This is a genomic window from Pseudomonas sp. Ga0074129 (genome assembly GCA_001465025.1).
Classification (GTDB): domain Bacteria; phylum Pseudomonadota; class Gammaproteobacteria; order Pseudomonadales; family Pseudomonadaceae; genus Aquipseudomonas.
In genome coordinates, this window is record LNDO01000005.1 from 13,273 (window position 1) to 32,834 (window position 19,562).

Genomic DNA, 19,562 nt, shown 5'->3' on the forward strand with positions numbered 1-19,562 from the left:
GAACCGTGTACGAACCTGCAACGAACTGAGTTAAACCCTGTTCACGACAAACCACGCCGACGAACGGTAGCTAAGAGGCATCCTTAAACAACCACTGCGCCACCCGGCGATCCAGTTCTCGCTGCTCGGCACGGGAGGCTTTCACCGCCTGCCGCCCGCGCTCAACCCGCGCCACAGTGGCAGGCAACTGCTGCTCAGCCTTACGCAATGCCACCGCCACACCCGGCAACACCCGCGCCAGTTCAACATGCAGCGCATCCACCCGCGTGCGATAGGTGCGCACAGATACACCCAGCCGGTGCGCCTGCTGGGCAACGGGTACCGGCCGCTCTTGGCAGTAACGTACATGCGCCAACTGGACCATGGTGCGGCCAACAACCCCAAGCCCGGCAGGTGCATCAAGCGCCAGGTCATGCAGCGCCTTGTCCACCGCCTGAGCCGCGCGGCTCATCGCCACCCAGCACTCAACCGTCGAGAGGCAGCGGCTACCCGGTGCCCTTACTGCACCGCCCTCATCATCCATCCGGCCAAGCGGCGAAGGGATGCTCACCTCCACTGCAGGGTTCACAGCCTCACGGCCCCAGGCGCAAAGCAGCACCTCCATTGCCTTAATCATTGCGCCACCTCCGGTTTTTGCATCAACCCAACACAAAACGCCCAACCCAACACAAACCCAACACACTTAAAACCCTTATAAATCAACACTTTCAAAGCATCTGTGTTTAGTGTGTTGGGTGTGTTGGGTTTTTGAGTCCTCGCGTAGAGCTTTTTTTGCTGCCGTGATGCTGCCTTAACGGTTGTCGCGCATTTGTGTGTGCATGCGTGCGCGCGCGTACAAACCCAACACACCCAACACACACCCGGCAAAGCCGCGCCATTGCTGGCCTCAACCTGTGTTGGGTAGACAAAAGCAACCCAACACACAGCCGACACACCCAACACACTTTTAGGCGTAGTCATGCTGCAGCCGCCTTGACGTGATCCCACGCCCCCACGCTCCAACCCGCAGCCCGCGCGGAATCGCGCCACTTTTCAACCATCACACCCAACTGGGCTGCCGTGAAGGATGGGGCCGGGGAAGGTTCCAAGTCCTGCGGGAAGAAGAACGCACCAAAGCGCCGACTCGTGCCCTCATGCCAGGGGATGCTGCGCGTCTTCTCAATCTCAGCGCTCACGAACAGGCTGAACTTCGTTTGGCTCAACGCATGCTCTTTGTTGCGCTGGCACCACTCGGTAAACAGCGCGTACAGATCGGTGCTTAAACAGCCGCCCCATAGCCCGCCGCCCAGTTCACCCACACGCCACAAATGCACAAAGGTCTGCCAGCCCGCCCGGCTCAGCGCCACCAAGCGTTCACGCGCCTCGGTTTTGGGTGGGCGCGTGCGCTGGTCAAAGTCGGCCAGGTCAACACCCAACAGCCAGCCATACAACGCCGCCACCCCGCCATTGCGCAGCTCAGCACCAATCGCCTTTTGCCGCGCAGCAGGTAGGGTTTCCTGTGGCCACATCACCAAAAAGCGGCGATCGCTTTCGCTGATCGGCCACGGCAGGATTTCGTTCGAGAGGAACACCGCATTCATGTGGTTAGCTTCTTCCCAACCGTTGATGAATTTGGACTCCATGCGCACCGTCTTGCCGGTGATCAAATGCTTGATCTTGCCCACCTGGTTGTAACGCTGATCGCGGCTCACAACCTCTTCAAACACAGCCCAAAGCTTGCGGCTCTGCCACGCGTTGAAGTTGCTCTCAAGCTGCGTCTGCCCAACCGTTGCCGCGTACTGGCCGTAAAGCTCACCCAGCGCATCGGCAAACAACAGGCTCTTGCCCGAACCTTCCATAATCGAGTGCATCAGCACGGCCGTGTCCATCTTCGCGCCGGGGTGCTGCAGCGGATACGCCAACCAGCGCACCAACCAATCACACGCCGCCTCATCGTGGTTACACAAAAAGCTGATCAGCCAGATCAGGTTCGCGCACGCCGCATCATCACGCACCGGCTCAAGCGGCAAGCCGTCATAGGTGTTGATGTAAACGCTGGGGTCTTTCGTCATCGTCGGGTCAAACACGATGTGGTCAACATCCACCACCCGCCGCTCAGCACTGTTCAACCACAACGCATAAGCATCACCGAGGGCCATCTTCACAGCGCCCTCAGGCACGCGCCGCTTCTTTTGCCGGTCCCACACATCCTTGGTGCCATCGATGTACACATACCGCTCAACCGGCGGCATACCCAGCGCCCCGCCCTTCTTGCCGGTAAGCCGCTGCGCCTGCTGGATATCGCGCACCTGGTCAGCACTTACCGCCTTGCGCGTGCCATCCACCAGCGCCATCCAATCTTTCGCCAAAGGCTTGCCCACCAACGCCTCAAAGGCTGGCTTCTTCATCAGCAGGGCTTTATCGATATCCCACACCTGCGTAGTGCCTTCCACCAACGCATAGCGCCTTACCACCTGGGCAAGCGTCAGCGCCTCCCCCGCGCCCCCGGTAGTGACGGTGGTGCGATTTTCCGGCGCGCAGTCATCAGATGGGGCGCGGGGAAGATCCACCGCAGGCTCCACGCTCAAAGCCGCCAGCAACTGCTCACGCACGGCATCCAAACCCAACGCCGCATGCAAGTCATTCCAATCCTTGCCATCAGCCCCCAGCGGGAAGGCAGCAACGCCGCCACATTGCGCAGCGGCCAACTCAGCCTTGGTGCGGCCGGGGTTGCCGTCCACGGTGGGGTCATCATCACCACACAACACAATGCGCGCGGCGGGGTTAAGTGCACGCAGCGCGGTGGCAACCTTCGGCAGGTTGCCCGAATCAATACCCGCCACCATCGCCCAGCCCGTAGCCATCTGGCAGCTCGCCGCCGTGGCATAACCTTCGGCCAGGCCAATCACCTCAACCTGCGCCAACTCAGCCTCACTTAGCCGAGCCAACACATGAAAACAGCCGCTCTTGCGGCCGTACTTCGGAAAGCGCTTCTTACCGGTGCTGGTCACCTGCTGCAGGCTGTGCAACCGCCCTGCCTCATCGCGCAGCGGCATAATCAAATCACCACGGCGCAACACCAGCATCGACAAATGCGCAGGGCGCGGGTCTGGCACGCTCTTCAAGTAGCGCTGCGCATCCTCACCCACCCACAGCTGGCAGCGCTCGGCTTGGTCATCAATCTCCAGCACCACGGTGTGGCGCATAAAGGCCACACCAAAAGCGCCCACCTGTTTGTTGTCCAGGTAGGCGCTCTTACCGTCTGCTGCTGTGTGTTGCGCCCAAATCACCGCGCACTCGGCGGCAACCTTGGCGCGCATGCGCTCAAGCAACGCCTCATCGGCCTCAATCTCAGCTTGGCGGGCAATGCGGCGGGCTTCGTGCTCACGCGCAAAGCGGCGCTTATCCTCGGCGGTCAGCTCGGTTTTCTCCGGCGTCCAACCGTTATCCATCGCCAGCTTAATCACCGTGCCCAGCCCGGTACCGGCCTTGCGAAAGCTTTTCCACACCGTCTTCGCATCGCTCAACTTGTACCCGGTACCGGACTGGCTCCAAGTGCCCCACGCGTCCCAACCGTTGGTGCCAAACTCAGCCTTAATGCCCATCCCAACCTGCACCCAGGTTTCGCGATCAGTCGCGGGGATGAACCGCAGCAGCACACGCAAATCTTCAAGTGAAACCGGGATCTGATCAGCCACGTTTCAACTCCCGCAGCTGCTGGCGATCAATGCAGCACTGGCAACCCGGTACCGCCACACGGCGCGCATCAGGGATATCGCTGCCACACTCAACGCATTCAAGGGCGCTTACGCCCTGGTACTGCACACGGTTGGCCATTGCGGCTACACGCTGCTGCTCTTCGAGTTCCTGCGCGCGCTCAAATTGGTTCTCATCCATGCTGGCTGCACTCCATTTCCTTTCGCGCACCGGCCATAATGCCCAGCAGCTTGCGGATCAACGCATACCCATGCTCTTCCAGCTTGGCCACCTCTGCAGGCTCCCAGCGGCTATCCGCTGCACCGCCCGCCAGGCTGGCCACAAACTCACCCTCTTTGGCCAACAGCTTGCCCAGCGCCTGCATGGCATCGCGCGTGGCAGGCACAGGCGTAGGCTCATACGTCACCACGCCATACACCTGCTCAAACCACGCACGCACAGCCGGGCCGCGCACAAGCTGCACAACACGGGAGAGGTCATCGGGGCGTAAGTGATGGTCGGGGTAAGCACCCGAAAGGCGCTTTTGAAAGGGGCCGTACGGCTCGCCAAGAATGGCGCACACCGCCTTATGGCCACCGCGAAAATCACGGCAATCGTTATCGACTGCCACATCCAGCGGCACGGCAGGCCCGCTGTAATCGTCGTGCTGATGCTTCATGGTAGTAATTCCTGCCAACTACCATAGCCACAGGCAGGGCCGCGCCCTATCCTATGCCTACAGCAGCCAAAACCCCCTGTGTACGTGCTGTGCCTCGGGGGCTTCGGTTGTTGAGGTGTTGCGGCTGGTAACCGCTCCACCGGAACGCAGGGGCTGGGCCTATTCTTGGTGAGTGGCGCCCAGTTCCCCGCCTCTATTGCACCTGCCGCCGAGGCGTCAGGTTTGTTGCTCAAGCTGCAGCAGATGAATGCCGCAGGTACTGCCAATCAATGTCAGGGCGCAAAGATTCGCAAGGAACAGAGCCGCCAGAGTTGCGATCAATCTCAATAGCCAGAGCAGCACTGGCGCGCCGGTTCTCATAAGCGACTTGCCGCAGCTGCCCAACCGTAGTGCGGCAGCTAAGGGCAAAGGCCTCAAGCTGAGGCTTATCTAAGGCTTTGATGTAATCGAGCAACGTCATGTGCACCTCCAATTAGCGGCCAGATTAGCAACTGCTAAACGCACACGCAATAGCAAACCGTAATTTACTAAACGCTAACAGCGCGCAACCATTCAGGGATGGATATGAGCCAACTACGCATAGCAGCCCTGCGCCAAATCATGGGCGAGATGTCCCAAAAGGACTTCGCTGACAAATACGACCTTAACGCCTCTCACCTGTCTCAACTGCTGACAGGCCACAGGGCGCTGGGGGAGCGCGCCGCGCGCAACCTAGAAGAGAAGATCGGCATAACCCCCGGCACACTGGTTAGCCCGGGCCTTAGCCCAGATCAAATCCCCGCCCCAGTGCAAGTACTAGAAGAGGTTAAGACCTATAACCTCACGCCGATTAGTGCCTGGGACGATGACACACCACTGGATGACGACGAGGTAGAAGTGCCGTTTCTCAAGGAAGTAGAGCTATCCGCTGGAAGCGGCCGCACCGCCATAGAAGAAAACACCCGCTTCAAGCTGCGCTTTGGCAAATACACCTTGCGCCGCCACAACGTTCAGCCTGAGCACGCAGTGTGCGTTCCGATTTACGGCAACAGCATGGAGCCTGTCCTGCGAAGCGGCGCTACAGTCGGCGTTGATCGCAGCAAAACACAGGTAATTGATGGCGACATCTACGCCCTGAACCATGCAGGCCAATTGCGCGTTAAACAGCTCTACCGCCTTCCGGGCGGGGGCATAAAGCTGCGCAGCTTCAACCGTGAAGAACACCCTGACGAAGAGTACAACCCTGACCAGATGACTGATCTAAACATATCAATCATCGGCCGCGTATTCTGGGGCGCAATGTTCTTCTAACGAAACGCTACAATTATTTAGCATTTGCTATTGCAAAGCGCTTTAGCTTTTGCTAATTTTGCTCCGTACCCCTTACCAAGGTCACGGAGCAACCCATGCACACAGCACAGCACGCCAACACCCGCTGCCCGGTGTATCTACACCCGGCCTGCGCATCCAAACCCGCCACCGTTCTCAGCATCCAGCAGGCCACCGGCCAGTTGGTGGTGATCACCGGCACCCGCACCCAGCTCAAACCCGCCACCACCCACGCCGATGACTTCGGCCCGTTCGGGGGTGACGCAGCATGATCCGCGACGGCTTTATCACAACCCTCCAGCGCCGGCTTACCCGCGTCCGCCAAGCCGCTTGCCTGGCTGATGCTCAGTTTTGGGCAACTGGCGTGTTAGGCATGACCAGCGCCGGCTTTTTACTGGGCGCGCTTTCGTTCGAAGAGCGCGACCGCCTGGACGATCTAATCGCCAACGCGCAAAACACTCGTGAAGCCGAGCTAAGCGCACAGGAGGCCGCAGCATGAGCCACCTTCTAATCGGCCTGCACGGCCTCGCCCGCACCGGTAAAGACACCGTAGCCCGCTACCTGGCCGCGCATTACGCGCTGCTGTCCTACGCCTTTGCCGACCCGCTCAAGCAAGCGCTGGCACAGATGTTCAACCTCACCGAGGCCCAGCTGGAAGGCGCAGCCAAAGAACAGAACATTGAGTGGCTGGGCAAATCCCCCCGCCAGCTAATGCAACTGCTCGGCACCGAATGGGGCCGCCACCTGGTGCACCCTGACCTTTGGCTGCTGCTGGCTGAGCAGAACATCGGCAACCAGCTCAGCATCGACCAAGCCCGCTACAGCGGCGTGGTGGTGCGTGATGTGCGCTTTGAGAATGAGGCCACCTGGCTACGCCAGCGCGGCGGCAGCGTGGTGCATATCCTGCGTCCGGATGCCCCCAGCGTGGCCAGCCACAGCAGCGAAAGCGGCCTAGTTATCCACGACAACGACTTCGTGCTGCGCAACGAAGGCAGCCTGGATGATCTGTACGCCCAGGTCACCCAGCTCATGCTCATCTTGCAGGCCCGTCAGCGCCTGCGTAACGCAGCCTGAGGCCATGCCCATGAACCGCGACCTTAACCAGGCTGCCGCCGTGCTCGGCATGGGCCCGCGCAAGCTGCGCGACCAGCTGCGCGAGCGCGGCATCATCAACCACCAGGGCGAACTGGCGTGCCGCTACCGCGACAAAGGCCACCTCTACACCGAAACCCGCAGCCGCTGGAACAAAGCCATAAACGGCTGGAGCCACTACGGCACCGTGATGGTGACTGAGGCAGGCATTGCCTGGCTTGCACAGCAGCTGAGCATCAACGTCATTATCAAATTGAGGGCTTAACCATGTCACTGACCCAAGAACAACGCGCCGCTATCGACGCAACCACACACGCCGCAATGGTCGCAGCGCTTGTGAAGCCTGGCCAAGACATCATCCAGCAACTTACACCTGGCAAGGCCAACGCACTTCACATGGCAGTTGGCGCTTCCGGCGAAGCGGGCGAGCTATTGGACGCGATCAAGCGTTTTGTTATCTACAACAAACCGCTCGACCGGGAAAACGTAGTCGAGGAAATGGGCGATCTGGAGTTCTATATCGAGGGGCTACGCGCAGAGCTTGGAATTTGCCGCGAAGAAACACTCACCGCGAATAAGTTCAAGCTGCTTGGTAAGCGCTACGCCAGCGGCAGCTACAGTGATGCGCAAGCAATCGCGCGCGCCGACAAGGCCTAGCCGCATGAGCAGCCCAGCCAACCACGCCATCGGCGCGCTCAAACTGGCCGTGCTGAACATCGATCACCCGGGCGTTATCAGCCGCAGCACTGTGCAAAACGCCTGTGCCGAGGCTATCGGCCGGCTGCAAAGCAACCAGCCCCACGCGGACGATCTGGTGCGCCTCTACACCCAGCTCTTCAGCGTAACGCCAGACGGCTACCTGCCCCACGTCACGCTGATTGACAGCACCCCGGCCAAGTTCGGCTGCGTCATCACCGATATCGACGGCAACGTGGTGGATCGCCAAGTGGGCAAAACCATCGAAGGCATCACCGAAATCATCCGCCTGCGCTTCACGCGCCCCAACGCGGAGGCCGCACCGTGAGCAGCACCCTCGAACAACTGCGCAAACAATACGCAGCCAGCTACATCACGGCCGAGCAACTGCTGGCCGACCACCTGCCCCACATCGGCAGCGTGAACCACCTGCGCCGCAAAATCCGCGCGGGCCACCTTGACATAAAGCTGCAACAGATCGACCCCAGCTCCAACCGCAGCCCGTGGGTCATCTACCTAACCAACCTGGCCGACTGGCTAGACAAACAAGCCGCCGCATCCGCAGCGGCCTAAACGGCCCACCAGGGCCAACATCACCACTGAGGCACAGCACATGAAAGCAACCGACACCAACGAGTTTTTCAACTCACTTAACGCAGGCGTATTTGCCCAGCAAGTTGGCCGCGCCCTCTCAGATGTAGCAGCCGGCGTTATCGACCACGGCAAAAAGGGCAAGGTGGTACTCACCTTCGAGCTGAGCCAAATCGGCGAAAGCAACCAGGTGAAGATCAATCACAAACTCGACTTCGCCCAGCCCACCAAACGCGGCACCAAGCGCGAAGACACCGCCCTCGACACGCCCATGTATGTCGGCCCCAACGGCATTGAGTTGTTCCAAAACGACCCAACCGCCCAGCTGTTCAAAAACCAAGACACCCCAGTGCACGCCCGCGACTAAACGCCCGCTGCCTGCTTAACGCATCACACAAGCCACTCACCAAGGAACAAACCCATGTTTAACAAAGAAACCCTGCAGCACATCGAAGCCCAAGCACTGGCCGCTGCAGCCAAGCCCATCAGCATCGACGGCGGCACCAACGTGGTTGTACTGCCGGACTCCGTCAGCCTGCACAGCCTTGAAAAATTTCAGCCAGCCCGCGATCGCTTTCGCGGCGGCTTGAAAACCCAATCACTGCGCGACTTCAGCAAGTATGTCGAGGGCCACATCCGCGCCGGGCTGGAAATCGAATCGGCGGGCTTTATCGACCAAGACGCCATGTCGGCCACCGTCATCTTCAACCTTGGCAACCCTGATCTACCCGGCCACGGCGACGACCGCGCCACACTCACCCTCAAGCCATCCGCTGCCTACACCGCCGTGCAGGCAATTGCGGGCAAATCCCTCGGCCAGCAAGCCTTGGCCGAATGGCTGGAAGACTGGGCACCGCACATCATCGCCACCGCAAGCGACGAAACGCTGACCATCGCCGCCGCCATCAGCGGCATCCGCAAGATGACCATCAAAGCCACCAGCCAGCGCGACAGCTCGGTCGGGGACTTCAGCGCCTCGCGCAGCTCCATGGATGACATCGAGGCCAAAAGCCAAGAAACCCTGCCCACGGCTTTCCTCTTCCAGGTTGTGCCGTTCGAAGGCCTGGGCGAATCGACCATCACCCTGCGCCTTTCGGTCATCACCGGTGAAGACAAGCCCGTACTCAAGCTGCGCTGGATCGGTGAAGAAGCCCAGCGTGAAGCCATCGCCATCGAGTTCAAGCAAGTACTTGAGCGCGAGGTAGGCGGCTTTGTACCGCTCACCATCGGCACCTTCGCAATCGGCAACTAACCCCACCCACCCCTGCCGGGCTTACCACCCGGCATCCACCCAAAAGGCACAGCACATGACCCTTATCAACTTCATCTTTGTCGCCCTGCTCAGCGCCGCATTTGCCGCCCTGCTCGCCTACCGCGTAGGCCTCGGCACCGGCGCACGCGCGCAGCGCCTCAACAACCAAGCACTGCACAACCAACAGGCCAAAGCACTGCAAAACGCCCTGCGTTCAATCGAGAGCCTCACCGCCCGCCTGGCCGCGCTGCTCACCCGCCAAACAGAAACAGCCGAACGCGCCGACCACTGCGAAGCGCACGTAAACGAACTGCTGGCCAAACAGCAACACCACCAAGCCCAGCTTGAAGCCATCATGCAAGACGCCGACGCCCGCATAAAAACCTATGCCCGCCGCGCCAACCCATTCAACCATGATGACCGCATCACCCTGCAAGCCGCGGCTAACCAACTGCAAGTAGCCGCAAACACCTACACCGCCCTGCACCTTCCAGACGAAGCCCGCTTCGCCACACAAATGCAGCAGCGCGTGCTCAACCTGGCCGAGCGCCTGCAAACCACCCTCGCCGCCCAAGAAGCCAACGAGCAGCAAGCTGCCAAGGCGGCTGCCTAATGGACACCGCCATCACCACCAACGACCAACTGCGCGCCCGCGCCGCCCACATGGACAACCTCAAGCGCCTGCGTCACCAGATTTACAGCCTCAACGCCAAAGACGCAGCACGCGCAGAAACCACCATGGCCAACCTCATGCAGCAGGTTTACGACATCGACGAAGCGCTGCGCATCAAAGGCAAGCAACCTGCCGAGTGGGGTGACGCATGATCAACTCAACCCACTACGTGCTCGACCTAGAGACCATGGGCAAAGGCTCACATGCAGCCATCGTGGCCATCGGCTGCGTACGCATCGAGCAAGGCACAATCAACGGCGGCCTCTACCGCCGCGTACGCCTTGAGAGCGCCCTTCAAGCGGGCCTGCAAGTAGATGCCAGCACCATCGAGTGGTGGCTGCAGCAGGAAGAAGCTGCGCGCGCAGAGATATTCAACCCCGGCGGCCACCCTCTGGAATGGGCGCTAGAAGAGCTTGCCGCTTTCATGGGCATGAATGCCGGCGAACAGCCGAGCAAGAAGGCCCTGCTATGGGGCAACGGCAGCAGCTTCGACAACGTAATCGTCGGCAACGCCTTTGATGCCTGCAACATCCAGCGCCCATGGATGTTCTGGAACGACCGCGACCTGCGCACCCTGCTTGCCCTTTACCCGGAAGCCAAGACGCTGCCCTTCGAAGGCACCAAGCACCACGCTCTGGATGACGCCATGCATGAGGCCAAGCAACTGCTGATGGCGCTGAACATGCACCAGACACTGCAAGTGGGGGCACTTGTATGAGCTGGATCATCACCCGCAGCGGCCAGAAGTTCGACCTGGCCAACCCAACCGCCGACATGGTGCAACCAGCCGATATTGCCCACAGCCTAAGCATGCAATGCCGCTTCAATGGGCATACCAGCAGCTTCTACAGCGTGGCGCAGCACTGCTACTTGGTGGCCGATCTGGTACCGGCAGAAGATCAACTCGCCGCCCTGCTACACGACGCCACCGAAGCCTACGTGGGCGACCTGGTGCGCCCGCTGAAAGAGGGCATGCGCGACTGGGCACACTGCCACGGCTTGGCGTGCACCTATGAAGTGACCGAACAGCGCGTATGGGAAGCCATCTGCGAGCGCTTCAACCTCTCCCCAGTGCTGCCGCCCAGCGTAAAACACGCCGACCTGATTGCACTGGCCACCGAAAAGCGCGACCTCATGCCCGCCCACCCGGAGCCATGGCCTTGCCTAAACGGCATCACGCCCGCACCGCACATCATCCCTTCATGGACGCCAGCCACAGCCGCGATCCACTACCAAAACCGGCTGATGCAACTGCTGGCCACCACCCACCGCGCGAGGGCTACGGCATGAGCGTCTTTGAAGTACGCGGCGGCAACGACCGGCGCAGCATGATCAAGCGCTATGAGCGCAAATCCAAGCAGGAAGCCATCCGCGAGCTGATCGACATCATTCACTGCAACTGGAACCAGATCGAGCAGCTGGAAGCTGCCTGCACCCAACTGCGCGGCCTCACACCAGAACTACCGCCACGCCCACCAGAAGGCGAAGGTCTGCCCCGCTACGGCCTCCGCTGGAACGGCCCCGGCCAGCCACTTTCGGTACCGATGGATGATGGGTATTGGACGCCTTGGCACTTAGCCAACAGCGCAGCAGACCATAGTGAGGATGCGCGCCAGATGGTGCCGGAGGGGTGGAAGCCTGTACCGGTTGAGCCAACACCAGAAATGATCACCGCCGCCGAAGAGGCCTACATGCCGTTTGGCGATATGGATATTGCACTGCGCTGTGCGCTTCTCAACGCTCCCGAGCCTATTGCCTACCGCTGTCACAAATGCCAAGCCGAGACTGGAGCACCTGAACCATACAAAGCCTATGTGCGCTGCGCGAATTGTGGCGCAGCCACTGCGGCCACAGCAGCGGCCACCCCGTTGGCTGAGCAGGCAGAACACAAAGCAGTAAGCGTGATTATCCCTGAGCCGCTAAAGCGAACCGACAACACCATGGGCGAATACGGTGCGGCAATGATCCGGGGCTTTGAAGCGTGCCGTCGTGAAGTTGCGCGTCTCAACGGATTAGAGCTGTCACCTAAGGGGCAAAGCCAATCAGCGCCAAGCGCGGGAGGTGAAGCGTGATAACCGACATCGCAAACGGTCTTAGCGATCACCTGATTGCCGAGGCAAACCGGCTGAAAAATATGGCAGCGATGTATGCCGTCCAATATGCAGAAACCGACGACAAAGCCAGCAAAGCCGCATACGAAAAATACTCTCTAGCTTCTGAGGAAATCAGAAAGCTACATGCGCCTTTGTGCAATGTTCTTCACGCCCTAGAAGCGATGATTCCAGGCCAGCAGGAGCGCGACCAATGCCCGTAACCGTCGGAACCATCGGGCATGTAGAGCAGCGGCCATTATGCGCAGTGCGCGGCTTGCTTCACGGCGGGCGCGCTATGTGCGGCTCGGTCATCAACGCTAAAAAGTGCGGCTTTGATGGCAAATGCGAGCACCAGCTAGAGCCTGTTGAGGTTGTTGATGCTGACAAACGCCAGCAACAGGAGCCACGCCCATGACCACCAACTATTCAGTATCCCGCCCACACGGCAGCATTGATCCTAAACCGATGCGCATTGCCGTGGTTGGCAGTGGTAGCGGAATCATCGGCAGAAAGCTGGGGCTGGCGCTTTTGGCTGCCATGCCAGCAATTATGGTTTCGCCTTATCACCACAGTGCCTTGCCAAGCATGCCAGCACCCAAACCAGCCAAACGCCTCAGCGCTGCAGACTTGGCGCGCATCGAGAAAGCAGAAGCCAAACGCCAGCGCCGGGTAGAACGTAACCGCAAACAAGGCGGTGCAGCATGACCAACCTCTACCGCATCCACCCCCAGCCCAGCTTCAACTTCGGCGGCTTGGTGATCGACAACTTTGCGGGCGGCGGCGGCGCGTCCACCGGCATCGAGCTTGGCCTCGGTCGGCCGGTCGATATCGCCATCAACCACGCCCCCGATGCCGTGGCCATGCACACCACCAACCACCCGCACACCCGCCACTTTTGCGAATCAGTGTGGGAGGTCAACCCGCGCGACATCGTAGGCACGCAGCCGGTTGAGCTGTGCTGGTTTAGCCCGGACTGCAAACACTTCAGCAAAGCCAAAGGCAATGTGCCGGTGAGCAAAGAGATTCGCGGCCTCGCGTGGGTGGCCCTGCGTTACGCCGCCACCGTGCGCCCGCGCGTCATCATGCTGGAGAACGTCGAAGAGTTTGTGACCTGGGGGCCGATCAATGTAGATGGCCGACCATGCCCCAAGAACAAGGGCCGCACCTTCACCACCTTCGTCAACGCACTGCGCCGCCAAGGCTACCAGGTGGAATGGAAAGAGCTGCGCGGCTGCGACTACGGTGCCGCCACCATCCGCAAGCGCCTGTTTATGATCTGCCGCCGCGATGGCCAGCCCATCACCTGGCCCGCGCCCACCCATGGTGACCCAGCAAGCCCCGCCGTTAAAAGCGGCCAACTTAAGCCGTGGCGCACAGCCGGTGACATCATCGACTGGTCCATCCCCTGCCCGTCGATCTTCACCCGCAAAAAGCCACTGGCCGACAAAACCTTGGCCCGTATTGCCCGGGGTTTAAAGCGCTTCGTGATCGATGCGCGCACGCCCTACATCGTCAACAACAAGGCTGGGTTTATCACCGAACACGCCAACGGCAGCAGCCAGCGCAACATGCCAGCCAGCGAACCCCTGCGCACCATCTGCGCTGAGGTAAAGGGCGGGCACTTTGCATTGGTCACCGCGTTTTTGGCCAAGCACTACGGCGGCAACTACACCGGCCCGGGCAGCAGCCTGACCGACCCGCTCTCAACCGTGACCACCGTTGACCATAACGCCTTGGTAACGGCCCACATCCAGCGCGACTTCGGTACCAGCACCGGCCATGCAATGGATCGCCCGCTCGGCACCATCACAGCAGACGGTGGCGGCGGCAAGTCTGCCTTGGTGCAGGCGTTCCTGATCAAGTACTACGGCCAGGGCGAAGGCCAAACACTGGCCGACCCGCTGCACACCATCACCACCGTCGACCGCATGGGCTTGGTGATGGTGCGCGGCGAGCCGTGGCGCATTGTCGATATCGGCATGCGCATGCTTGAGCCACACGAACTCTTCGCCGCCCAAGGCTTCCCCGCCGACTACATCCACAACCGCCTGGCAGACGGCACCCCACTCAGCAAAAAAGCCCAAGTGCGTATGGTCGGCAACAGCGTCTGCCCACCGGTTGCCGCCGCACTGGTACGCGCCAACCTGGTGGATCAGCAAACTGGCGAGGTGGCGGCATGAGCCAGCTCGAACTATTCACGGCCCCAAGCCGCGCCCCTGCAAACAAGCACGAACCCTACGCCGCTTACGATGCACGCACTGCCAAACGGATCATCTTGGAGCGCCTCCAAAAAGCAGACGGTGAATGGGTGCGGCGTATGACCCTGCGCCAAGCTACCGGCATGCGCCAAGACTTAGTGGCGACTGCATTTGACGAGCTAACGCGCGCCGGACTGATCGAGTTCAACGCATCGATGCCAATCATTCATCCCACTCACGGGGCTATGGGTCACACGCGCGGGTACAGGATCTGTCATCAAATGAAGGAGGCGGCATGACCAAGCGCAAACCCAACAGCGCCCATGCCCGCATGATGCGCTACAGCCGCGCCATGCTGCGCACCAACCACGTGGCCGTGCTGGATCTGGAAAGCAGCAACCTGCACACGCTGATCAACTGGAAGAGCGCCGCCGCCATCACCACCAACGCCCGCCGCGCCCTGGTGGATTCGCTCTGCGATATCCCGCACAACTGGACGATCTACTTGGCAGGCCTGCACCGCTCACCCAACGGCGAGCACTACATGAAAAGCGAAGAACTGGCGCTGGACGGCATCTACCTCGCCGCCCACTTAGAAGACGTAATCGGCCCAAGGGCCGAACAGCTGCGCGCCACCTGCAACCCTAAACACTTTGTCGGCATGGCGTGGATTGCCATGCCCTACGACACCACACTGACAGAAACCCACGCCGCCTACATCTTTGAACGGTTCGGCGCATGGTCTGCAAAGGAGGCCGCATGAACCAGATCGATCCAGCAGAATTGGTGGCGGCTATTCATTCGCTGGTCACCCAGCTAAGCACCCCGCGCGTGATGCCAGCCGATGAACTGTGGACGGCAGAAGACATTGCTGCCTATCTCAAGCTGGCCACCGACACCACAGAGCGCCGCGTGGTAACCCGCCCGGATTTCCCAGCACCTCTGCAACCCTGCCTGACTGGCGCCAGAGCAGCAAAGCGTTGGTTTGCGGCAGAGGTCATCACTTGGGCTCGACAGAACCGCTCCAAACTTCCCGCCCCAAGGCCTGGCCGCAAGGCCGCCTGATCAATCCAACCGACCGGCCACTTCGGTGGCCGTGGCGTTGTAGTACACCATCAGCGAACGCGGATCCCGGTGCCCAGTCATCCGGGCCAGATCAAGCACATCCAGCTTCCTGGCCAAGCGCGTGGTCGCCTCATGCCGCGTGTCATGGAAGTGCAGATCCACAATCCCCAGCTCATCACGCACCTTGCGGAACATCGCATCAGCCGAGGCAGACTTGAGCCGGAACAGGGCCTGCCGATCGCCAGCCGCATCAAGCATTAACTGCAGCAAACCTACAGCCCGCAAACTCAAAGGCACGTTACGGCTGTCACCATTCTTTGTGGCATCCAGCCGCACATAGCGCTTGGCAAGGTGAGTGGTGGCCTTGGTTAACCCCAGAATCTCACCCTGGCGCATGGCCGTTTCGATGGCAATTAGGAAGGCATAGGCCAATTCCTGCTGCAGGGTCTCAGGCTTCGCACCCTCAACATAGCCAAGCCTATCGAGCAGCTTGCGTTCTTCCTCAGGCTGAATGCGCCGGTCACGTGGCCGCGCATTGCTTGGGCGCTTCACTTCCCGCACCGGGTTGGTCGCGCACCAACGCCACTCACGCTTGGCGATCTCAAACACTGATGACAGCAACGTCATCTCACGCCGCACCGTTGGCGAGGCGACTTTCTTCAGCCGAGCATCGCGCCACTCTGCAATCTGGTCAGCCGTCACATCACCAATACGCTCGCCGGCAAACTCCAGGTCATTGTCCAGCTTGTCCAGCCGCACCTCTTCCCAGCGCTGCCCGGCTTTAGTCGGCGATACTTCTTCCTTGTATCGTTTGAGTGCATCTGAAAGACTCGAACTTACACCAGCGGAGTGCCCAGGAACGCCGGCCAGTATCTCGGCCTCGCGCTGAGTAGCCCAAGCCTGAGCCTGAGCTTTAGTCGGGAAAGTCTGCGACTCCCGCACACCGCGCTTAACGACCTCGGCACGCCAGCCACCGCTCCGTTTTCTGAATGACGCCACAACCGCCCCCTTGGCGTAATTTTGGCGTAAAGGCTATCACGGAACTGCACGAAAACGCCCGAAACTGACAGCAGCAAAAACCCTGAAAGCCCCACTAATGCTGGGCCTGACGGAAACTGCCGAAAACTGGCGACAACTGCCAAAGGCTTTAGAGTCCCCCCCGGGGCACCATACAAATACTTCAGGACGTACCGAAACGACCTGAAACCCATAGAAAACCGGCCATCTGAGCCGGTTTTTTATTGCCTGCAATTCCCTGCCTTTTGCTTTAAGCCAACTGGGCTGTGAGTAGATGTGTGAGTAGATCGAGTTGGGTCGGAACGTCTACCCACCGTTGAGCCGCCAAACACCAGCTCACGCAGGATCGGCAGGCCACCGCCACGCAGGCACACGGCAAGCCGCCGACGCCCATCCAAATCAGCGGCGCGGCGATTACGCATGGCACAGGGAGCAAAGCGTTAAACCACCCCAAGCTAAAGCAATGAGCGCTCACCGCCATTGCAGTGCAGTGGCCGTCTTTGTCGGCCCAGCCAGTTCCGGTAGAGTGGCCGGCTTGGCACTTCCGCCCGGCAACACTGGCCTCCCTCTTCATGTTTGAACAAGCCTTCAAGAACATCGACGACATCCTGCACAAGGATGCCGGCTGCACCAGCGAGCTCGACTACACCGAGCAGTCCTCATGGCTGCTATTCCTCAAGTACCTCGATGCACTGGAGCAGGACAAAGCCCTGGAGGCCGAGCTGGAGGGCAAGTATTACCTGTACATCCTCGACCCGGAATATCGCTGGGGCCGCTGGGCCGCGCCGAAGCTGGATAACGGCAGCATTGACCACAACAGCGCACTCACGGGCGATGACCTCAAACGCTTTGTGAACGACAAGCTGTTTCCTTACCTGCATGGCTTCAAGCAAAAGGCCACCGGCCCGGACACCATCCAGTACAAGATTGGCGAGATCTTCGGCGAGATCCAAAACCGCATCCAGAGCGGCTACAACCTGCGTGAAGTGCTGGAAATCGTCGACAGCCTGCGCTTCCGCTCGCAGACCGAGAAGCACGAGCTGTCGCACCTCTACGAAGCCAAAATCAAGAACATGGGCAACGCCGGGCGCAACGGCGGCGAGTACTACACACCGCGCCCGCTGATCCGCGCGATGATCAAGGTGGTCAACCCGCAGATTGGTCAGCGGATTTACGACGGCGCAGTGGGTTCCGCTGGCTTCCTCTGTGAAGCCTTCGACTTTATGAGCAACCAGCCGAACCTCACCACCAGCCAGCAGGCAACCCTGCAAAAGCGCACCTTCTACGGCAAGGAAAAGAAGAGCCTCGCCTACGTTATCGCCATCATGAACATGATCCTGCATGGCATCGAAGCGCCGAACATCATCCACACCAACACGCTGGCGGAAAACCTCAGCGACATTCAGGACAAAGACCGTTTTGATGTGGTGCTGGCCAACCCACCGTTTGGCGGTAAGGAACGCAAAGAGGTCCAACAGAACTTCCCGATCAAGACTGGCGAAACCGCCTTCCTCTTCCTCCAGCACTTCATCAAGATCCTCAAGGCTGGCGGGCGCGGCGCGGTGGTGATCAAAAACACCTTCCTCAGCAACACCGACAACGCCTCGGTCAGCCTGCGCAAGCTGCTGCTGGAAAGCTGCAACCTGCACACGGTGCTGGACTGCCCCGGCGGCACCTTTCTGGGTGCGGGCGTGAAGACCGTGGTGCTGTTCTTCGAGAAGGGCGCACCCACGCATAAGGTCTGGTATTACCAGCTCGACCCCGGCCGCAACATGGGCAAAACCAACCCGCTCAACGATGCCGATTTGGCCGAGTTTGTCGAACTGCAACAGAGCAAAGCCGACTCCGGCAAAAGCTGGAGCGTCGATGTGGCGGCGATTGATACCGCCACCTACGACCTGTCGGTGAAGAACCCGAACGGCGGCGAAGAAGTCATTCACCGCAGCCCGCAGGCCATCATGGACGAGATCGCCGCGCTGGATGCCGAGAGCGCAGAAGTGCTGGCAAATATTAGGGCGCTGTTATGAAGGAAGGCTGGAAAACAAAGACGCTGGACGAAGCCTGCGAATTCTCCAACGGTCTCTGGAAAGGGGAAAAGGAACCTTTCGTCAATGTTGGTGTGATTCGGAATACGAATTTCACTAAGGATGGGGCGCTCGACGATTCGGACATTGCCTACCTTGATGTCGAGATCAAGAAATTCGAGAAACGCCGACTGCAATTTGGCGACATCATTCTCGAAAAATCAGGTGGCGGACCTAAACAGCCTGTTGGGAGAGTTGCCTTGTTCGACAAGGACGATGGGGCGTTCTCGTTCAGCAACTTCACAGCAGCGATTCGTATAAAGATTCCAAACGAGTTGGACTTCAGATTTCTGCACAAGCAGCTTTTCTGGACGTACTTGTCAGGTGTAACGGAAGGCATGCAAAGTCATTCAACGGGGATTCGCAACCTTGACGGTAATGCTTACAAGGCGATCCAGATTGCAATCCCCCCCCTCCCCGAACAACACCGTATCGTCGCTATCCTCGACGAAGCCTTCGACAGCATCGCCACGGCCAAAGCCAACGCCGAAAAGAACCTCCAGAACGCCCGCGCCTTGTTCGAAAGCCACCTGCAATCCGTTTTCACGGAGCGGGGTGAGGGGTGGGTGGAATACGCACTGGGTGATGTCTGTGATTTTGAGAATGGGGATCGTGGCAAGAATTATCCGAATCGACATGAATACGTCGACTCGGGAATTCCTTGGATTAACACAGGCCATATTCGACCGGACGGAACGCTATCTGAAAGCGAGATGAATTTCATAACCGAAGAAAAGTTCAAAACACTTCGGAGCGGGAAAATTCAGACTGGGGATCTGGTGTACTGCCTTCGCGGAGCAACGCTGGGTAAAACAGCGCTAGTCGATCCGCTCACAACCGGTGCCGTTGCGTCCTCACTGGTTATACTTCGACCGCGAAGCATGTTGGATAGTCGCTTTCTTTATCACTATTTGAGTAGCCCAGTCGGGCGTGAGTCAATTAAGGCCTACGAAAACGGTGCAGCGCAGCCAAATCTTGGAGCGAAGAGCGTTGCGAAATTCAGAATAGACCTGCCAAACATTGCAACTCAAAAACAAATCACTCCTGAATTCAACCCATAAGTGCAACGCTCACCCCTGCATACACTTCGTACGGTGTCTTCCAGCCCAGGCGTTTGCGTGGGCGTAAATTGATCTTCG

29 protein-coding genes are annotated in these 19,562 nt (G+C 59.6%); 23 read left to right on the forward strand and 6 right to left on the reverse strand.

Features of this window, described 5'->3' with window-relative positions; genetic code table 11:
- Positions 1 to 70: 70 nt before the first annotated feature.
- The 5 genes from AUK77_RS00145 to AUK77_RS00165 all read right to left on the reverse strand — a co-directional run bounded on the left by AUK77_RS00145 (position 71) and on the right by AUK77_RS00165 (position 4,814).
- On the reverse strand, positions 71 to 616 hold the full coding sequence (locus AUK77_RS00145; RefSeq protein WP_296125084.1) for a hypothetical protein: 546 nt from the start codon (positions 614 to 616) through the stop codon (positions 71 to 73).
- Positions 617 to 956: 340 nt separating this feature from the next.
- Positions 957 to 3,677, reverse strand: a complete 2,721-nt coding sequence (locus AUK77_RS00150) for a DUF5906 domain-containing protein (RefSeq protein ID WP_296125085.1) — start codon at positions 3,675 to 3,677, stop codon at positions 957 to 959.
- On the reverse strand, positions 3,670 to 3,876 hold the full coding sequence (locus AUK77_RS00155) for a TraR/DksA C4-type zinc finger protein (RefSeq protein WP_296125086.1): 207 nt from the start codon (positions 3,874 to 3,876) through the stop codon (positions 3,670 to 3,672). The genes AUK77_RS00150 and AUK77_RS00155 overlap by 8 nt, the downstream gene beginning before the upstream one ends.
- Positions 3,869 to 4,354 (reverse strand): hypothetical protein, encoded by a 486-nt coding sequence (locus tag AUK77_RS00160; protein WP_296125087.1) that lies wholly within the window; start codon positions 4,352 to 4,354, stop codon positions 3,869 to 3,871. Before AUK77_RS00160 ends, AUK77_RS00155 begins: the two co-directional genes overlap by 8 nt.
- A 229-nt stretch (positions 4,355 to 4,583) precedes the next feature.
- Positions 4,584 to 4,814: a YdaS family helix-turn-helix protein gene (locus tag AUK77_RS00165; protein ID WP_296125088.1), complete on the reverse strand. Its 231-nt coding sequence runs from the start codon at positions 4,812 to 4,814 to the stop codon at positions 4,584 to 4,586.
- Between the two features lie 98 nt (positions 4,815 to 4,912).
- Between AUK77_RS00165 and AUK77_RS00170 the strand changes: the two genes are divergently transcribed.
- The 21 genes from AUK77_RS00170 to AUK77_RS00270 all read left to right on the forward strand — a co-directional run bounded on the left by AUK77_RS00170 (position 4,913) and on the right by AUK77_RS00270 (position 15,322).
- Positions 4,913 to 5,644, forward strand: a complete 732-nt coding sequence (locus AUK77_RS00170; protein WP_296125089.1) for a helix-turn-helix transcriptional regulator — start codon at positions 4,913 to 4,915, stop codon at positions 5,642 to 5,644.
- A 95-nt stretch (positions 5,645 to 5,739) separates the two neighbouring features.
- Positions 5,740 to 5,934 (forward strand): hypothetical protein, encoded by a 195-nt coding sequence (locus tag AUK77_RS00175; RefSeq protein ID WP_296125091.1) that lies wholly within the window; start codon positions 5,740 to 5,742, stop codon positions 5,932 to 5,934.
- Positions 5,931 to 6,161: a hypothetical protein gene (locus tag AUK77_RS00180; RefSeq protein ID WP_296125092.1), complete on the forward strand. Its 231-nt coding sequence runs from the start codon at positions 5,931 to 5,933 to the stop codon at positions 6,159 to 6,161. Before AUK77_RS00175 ends, AUK77_RS00180 begins: the two co-directional genes overlap by 4 nt.
- Positions 6,158 to 6,736, forward strand: coding sequence for a deoxynucleotide monophosphate kinase (locus AUK77_RS00185; protein ID WP_296125094.1), 579 nt, complete (start codon positions 6,158 to 6,160; stop codon positions 6,734 to 6,736). The genes AUK77_RS00180 and AUK77_RS00185 overlap by 4 nt, the downstream gene beginning before the upstream one ends.
- 10 nt (positions 6,737 to 6,746) lie before the next feature.
- Positions 6,747 to 7,019, forward strand: a complete 273-nt coding sequence (locus AUK77_RS00190; protein ID WP_296125096.1) for a phage antirepressor KilAC domain-containing protein — start codon at positions 6,747 to 6,749, stop codon at positions 7,017 to 7,019.
- 2 nt (positions 7,020 to 7,021) lie between these two features.
- Entirely contained in the window at positions 7,022 to 7,411 is a 390-nt protein-coding gene (locus tag AUK77_RS00195) for a hypothetical protein (RefSeq protein ID WP_296125098.1), read from the forward strand.
- Between the two features lie 4 nt (positions 7,412 to 7,415).
- On the forward strand, positions 7,416 to 7,778 hold the full coding sequence (locus AUK77_RS00200; RefSeq protein WP_296125099.1) for a hypothetical protein: 363 nt from the start codon (positions 7,416 to 7,418) through the stop codon (positions 7,776 to 7,778).
- Positions 7,775 to 8,023, forward strand: coding sequence for a pyocin activator PrtN family protein (locus tag AUK77_RS00205; RefSeq protein WP_296125100.1), 249 nt, complete (start codon positions 7,775 to 7,777; stop codon positions 8,021 to 8,023). Before AUK77_RS00200 ends, AUK77_RS00205 begins: the two co-directional genes overlap by 4 nt.
- 40 nt (positions 8,024 to 8,063) lie before the next feature.
- The gene (locus AUK77_RS00210) at positions 8,064 to 8,408 is read left to right on the forward strand and encodes a hypothetical protein (RefSeq protein ID WP_296125101.1); all 345 of its coding nucleotides are present in this window, start codon (positions 8,064 to 8,066) and stop codon (positions 8,406 to 8,408) included.
- Between the two features lie 54 nt (positions 8,409 to 8,462).
- Positions 8,463 to 9,293, forward strand: a complete 831-nt coding sequence (locus AUK77_RS00215; RefSeq protein ID WP_296125103.1) for a DUF2303 family protein — start codon at positions 8,463 to 8,465, stop codon at positions 9,291 to 9,293.
- A 55-nt stretch (positions 9,294 to 9,348) separates the two neighbouring features.
- A complete protein-coding gene (locus AUK77_RS00220) occupies positions 9,349 to 9,906 on the forward strand; it encodes a hypothetical protein (RefSeq protein ID WP_296125105.1) in 558 nt (185 codons plus the stop codon).
- Complete coding sequence (locus tag AUK77_RS00225) at positions 9,906 to 10,118, forward strand: hypothetical protein (RefSeq protein WP_090248740.1); 213 nt, start codon at positions 9,906 to 9,908, stop codon at positions 10,116 to 10,118. Before AUK77_RS00220 ends, AUK77_RS00225 begins: the two co-directional genes overlap by 1 nt.
- Positions 10,115 to 10,684, forward strand: a complete 570-nt coding sequence (locus AUK77_RS00230; RefSeq protein ID WP_296125107.1) for a 3'-5' exonuclease — start codon at positions 10,115 to 10,117, stop codon at positions 10,682 to 10,684. Before AUK77_RS00225 ends, AUK77_RS00230 begins: the two co-directional genes overlap by 4 nt.
- Complete coding sequence (locus tag AUK77_RS00235) at positions 10,681 to 11,256, forward strand: phosphohydrolase (protein WP_296125108.1); 576 nt, start codon at positions 10,681 to 10,683, stop codon at positions 11,254 to 11,256. The genes AUK77_RS00230 and AUK77_RS00235 overlap by 4 nt, the downstream gene beginning before the upstream one ends.
- Positions 11,253 to 12,038: a hypothetical protein gene (locus tag AUK77_RS00240; protein WP_296125110.1), complete on the forward strand. Its 786-nt coding sequence runs from the start codon at positions 11,253 to 11,255 to the stop codon at positions 12,036 to 12,038. Before AUK77_RS00235 ends, AUK77_RS00240 begins: the two co-directional genes overlap by 4 nt.
- Positions 12,035 to 12,280, forward strand: coding sequence for a hypothetical protein (locus AUK77_RS00245; protein WP_296125111.1), 246 nt, complete (start codon positions 12,035 to 12,037; stop codon positions 12,278 to 12,280). The genes AUK77_RS00240 and AUK77_RS00245 overlap by 4 nt, the downstream gene beginning before the upstream one ends.
- Positions 12,281 to 12,470: 190 nt before the next feature.
- Entirely contained in the window at positions 12,471 to 12,764 is a 294-nt protein-coding gene (locus tag AUK77_RS00250; RefSeq protein WP_296125112.1) for a hypothetical protein, read from the forward strand.
- The gene (locus tag AUK77_RS00255; protein WP_296125114.1) at positions 12,761 to 14,239 is read left to right on the forward strand and encodes a DNA cytosine methyltransferase; all 1,479 of its coding nucleotides are present in this window, start codon (positions 12,761 to 12,763) and stop codon (positions 14,237 to 14,239) included. The genes AUK77_RS00250 and AUK77_RS00255 overlap by 4 nt, the downstream gene beginning before the upstream one ends.
- Positions 14,236 to 14,556: a hypothetical protein gene (locus tag AUK77_RS00260; protein ID WP_296125116.1), complete on the forward strand. Its 321-nt coding sequence runs from the start codon at positions 14,236 to 14,238 to the stop codon at positions 14,554 to 14,556. The genes AUK77_RS00255 and AUK77_RS00260 overlap by 4 nt, the downstream gene beginning before the upstream one ends.
- Positions 14,553 to 15,020 (forward strand): hypothetical protein, encoded by a 468-nt coding sequence (locus tag AUK77_RS00265; protein ID WP_296125117.1) that lies wholly within the window; start codon positions 14,553 to 14,555, stop codon positions 15,018 to 15,020. The genes AUK77_RS00260 and AUK77_RS00265 overlap by 4 nt, the downstream gene beginning before the upstream one ends.
- Positions 15,017 to 15,322, forward strand: coding sequence for a hypothetical protein (locus AUK77_RS00270; protein WP_296125118.1), 306 nt, complete (start codon positions 15,017 to 15,019; stop codon positions 15,320 to 15,322). Before AUK77_RS00265 ends, AUK77_RS00270 begins: the two co-directional genes overlap by 4 nt.
- Here AUK77_RS00270 and AUK77_RS00275 read toward each other — a convergent pair whose 3' ends face one another.
- On the reverse strand, positions 15,323 to 16,321 hold the full coding sequence (locus AUK77_RS00275; RefSeq protein WP_296125119.1) for a site-specific integrase: 999 nt from the start codon (positions 16,319 to 16,321) through the stop codon (positions 15,323 to 15,325).
- 590 nt (positions 16,322 to 16,911) lie between these two features.
- Here AUK77_RS00275 and AUK77_RS00280 point away from each other — a divergent pair.
- On the forward strand, positions 16,912 to 18,366 hold the full coding sequence (locus AUK77_RS00280; RefSeq protein WP_296125121.1) for an N-6 DNA methylase: 1,455 nt from the start codon (positions 16,912 to 16,914) through the stop codon (positions 18,364 to 18,366).
- A complete protein-coding gene (locus tag AUK77_RS00285) occupies positions 18,363 to 19,484 on the forward strand; it encodes a restriction endonuclease subunit S (RefSeq protein ID WP_296125122.1) in 1,122 nt (373 codons plus the stop codon). Before AUK77_RS00280 ends, AUK77_RS00285 begins: the two co-directional genes overlap by 4 nt.
- Positions 19,485 to 19,562 lie beyond the last annotated feature (78 nt).

Coding starts and splice junctions, on each gene's coding strand:
- AUK77_RS00145 (WP_296125084.1), bottom strand. CDS start 616: ATGATTAAGGCAATGGAGGTGCTGCTTTGCGCCTGGGGCCGTGAGGCT.
- AUK77_RS00155 (WP_296125086.1), bottom strand. CDS start 3,876: ATGGATGAGAACCAATTTGAGCGCGCGCAGGAACTCGAAGAGCAGCAG.
- AUK77_RS00160 (WP_296125087.1), bottom strand. CDS start 4,354: ATGAAGCATCAGCACGACGATTACAGCGGGCCTGCCGTGCCGCTGGAT.
- AUK77_RS00165 (WP_296125088.1), bottom strand. CDS start 4,814: ATGACGTTGCTCGATTACATCAAAGCCTTAGATAAGCCTCAGCTTGAG.
- AUK77_RS00170 (WP_296125089.1), top strand. CDS start 4,913: ATGGATATGAGCCAACTACGCATAGCAGCCCTGCGCCAAATCATGGGC.
- AUK77_RS00175 (WP_296125091.1), top strand. CDS start 5,740: ATGCACACAGCACAGCACGCCAACACCCGCTGCCCGGTGTATCTACAC.
- AUK77_RS00180 (WP_296125092.1), top strand. CDS start 5,931: ATGATCCGCGACGGCTTTATCACAACCCTCCAGCGCCGGCTTACCCGC.
- AUK77_RS00185 (WP_296125094.1), top strand. CDS start 6,158: ATGAGCCACCTTCTAATCGGCCTGCACGGCCTCGCCCGCACCGGTAAA.
- AUK77_RS00190 (WP_296125096.1), top strand. CDS start 6,747: ATGAACCGCGACCTTAACCAGGCTGCCGCCGTGCTCGGCATGGGCCCG.
- AUK77_RS00195 (WP_296125098.1), top strand. CDS start 7,022: ATGTCACTGACCCAAGAACAACGCGCCGCTATCGACGCAACCACACAC.
- AUK77_RS00200 (WP_296125099.1), top strand. CDS start 7,416: ATGAGCAGCCCAGCCAACCACGCCATCGGCGCGCTCAAACTGGCCGTG.
- AUK77_RS00210 (WP_296125101.1), top strand. CDS start 8,064: ATGAAAGCAACCGACACCAACGAGTTTTTCAACTCACTTAACGCAGGC.
- AUK77_RS00215 (WP_296125103.1), top strand. CDS start 8,463: ATGTTTAACAAAGAAACCCTGCAGCACATCGAAGCCCAAGCACTGGCC.
- AUK77_RS00220 (WP_296125105.1), top strand. CDS start 9,349: ATGACCCTTATCAACTTCATCTTTGTCGCCCTGCTCAGCGCCGCATTT.
- AUK77_RS00225 (WP_090248740.1), top strand. CDS start 9,906: ATGGACACCGCCATCACCACCAACGACCAACTGCGCGCCCGCGCCGCC.
- AUK77_RS00230 (WP_296125107.1), top strand. CDS start 10,115: ATGATCAACTCAACCCACTACGTGCTCGACCTAGAGACCATGGGCAAA.
- AUK77_RS00235 (WP_296125108.1), top strand. CDS start 10,681: ATGAGCTGGATCATCACCCGCAGCGGCCAGAAGTTCGACCTGGCCAAC.
- AUK77_RS00240 (WP_296125110.1), top strand. CDS start 11,253: ATGAGCGTCTTTGAAGTACGCGGCGGCAACGACCGGCGCAGCATGATC.
- AUK77_RS00250 (WP_296125112.1), top strand. CDS start 12,471: ATGACCACCAACTATTCAGTATCCCGCCCACACGGCAGCATTGATCCT.
- AUK77_RS00255 (WP_296125114.1), top strand. CDS start 12,761: ATGACCAACCTCTACCGCATCCACCCCCAGCCCAGCTTCAACTTCGGC.
- AUK77_RS00260 (WP_296125116.1), top strand. CDS start 14,236: ATGAGCCAGCTCGAACTATTCACGGCCCCAAGCCGCGCCCCTGCAAAC.
- AUK77_RS00265 (WP_296125117.1), top strand. CDS start 14,553: ATGACCAAGCGCAAACCCAACAGCGCCCATGCCCGCATGATGCGCTAC.
- AUK77_RS00270 (WP_296125118.1), top strand. CDS start 15,017: ATGAACCAGATCGATCCAGCAGAATTGGTGGCGGCTATTCATTCGCTG.
- AUK77_RS00280 (WP_296125121.1), top strand. CDS start 16,912: ATGTTTGAACAAGCCTTCAAGAACATCGACGACATCCTGCACAAGGAT.
- AUK77_RS00285 (WP_296125122.1), top strand. CDS start 18,363: ATGAAGGAAGGCTGGAAAACAAAGACGCTGGACGAAGCCTGCGAATTC.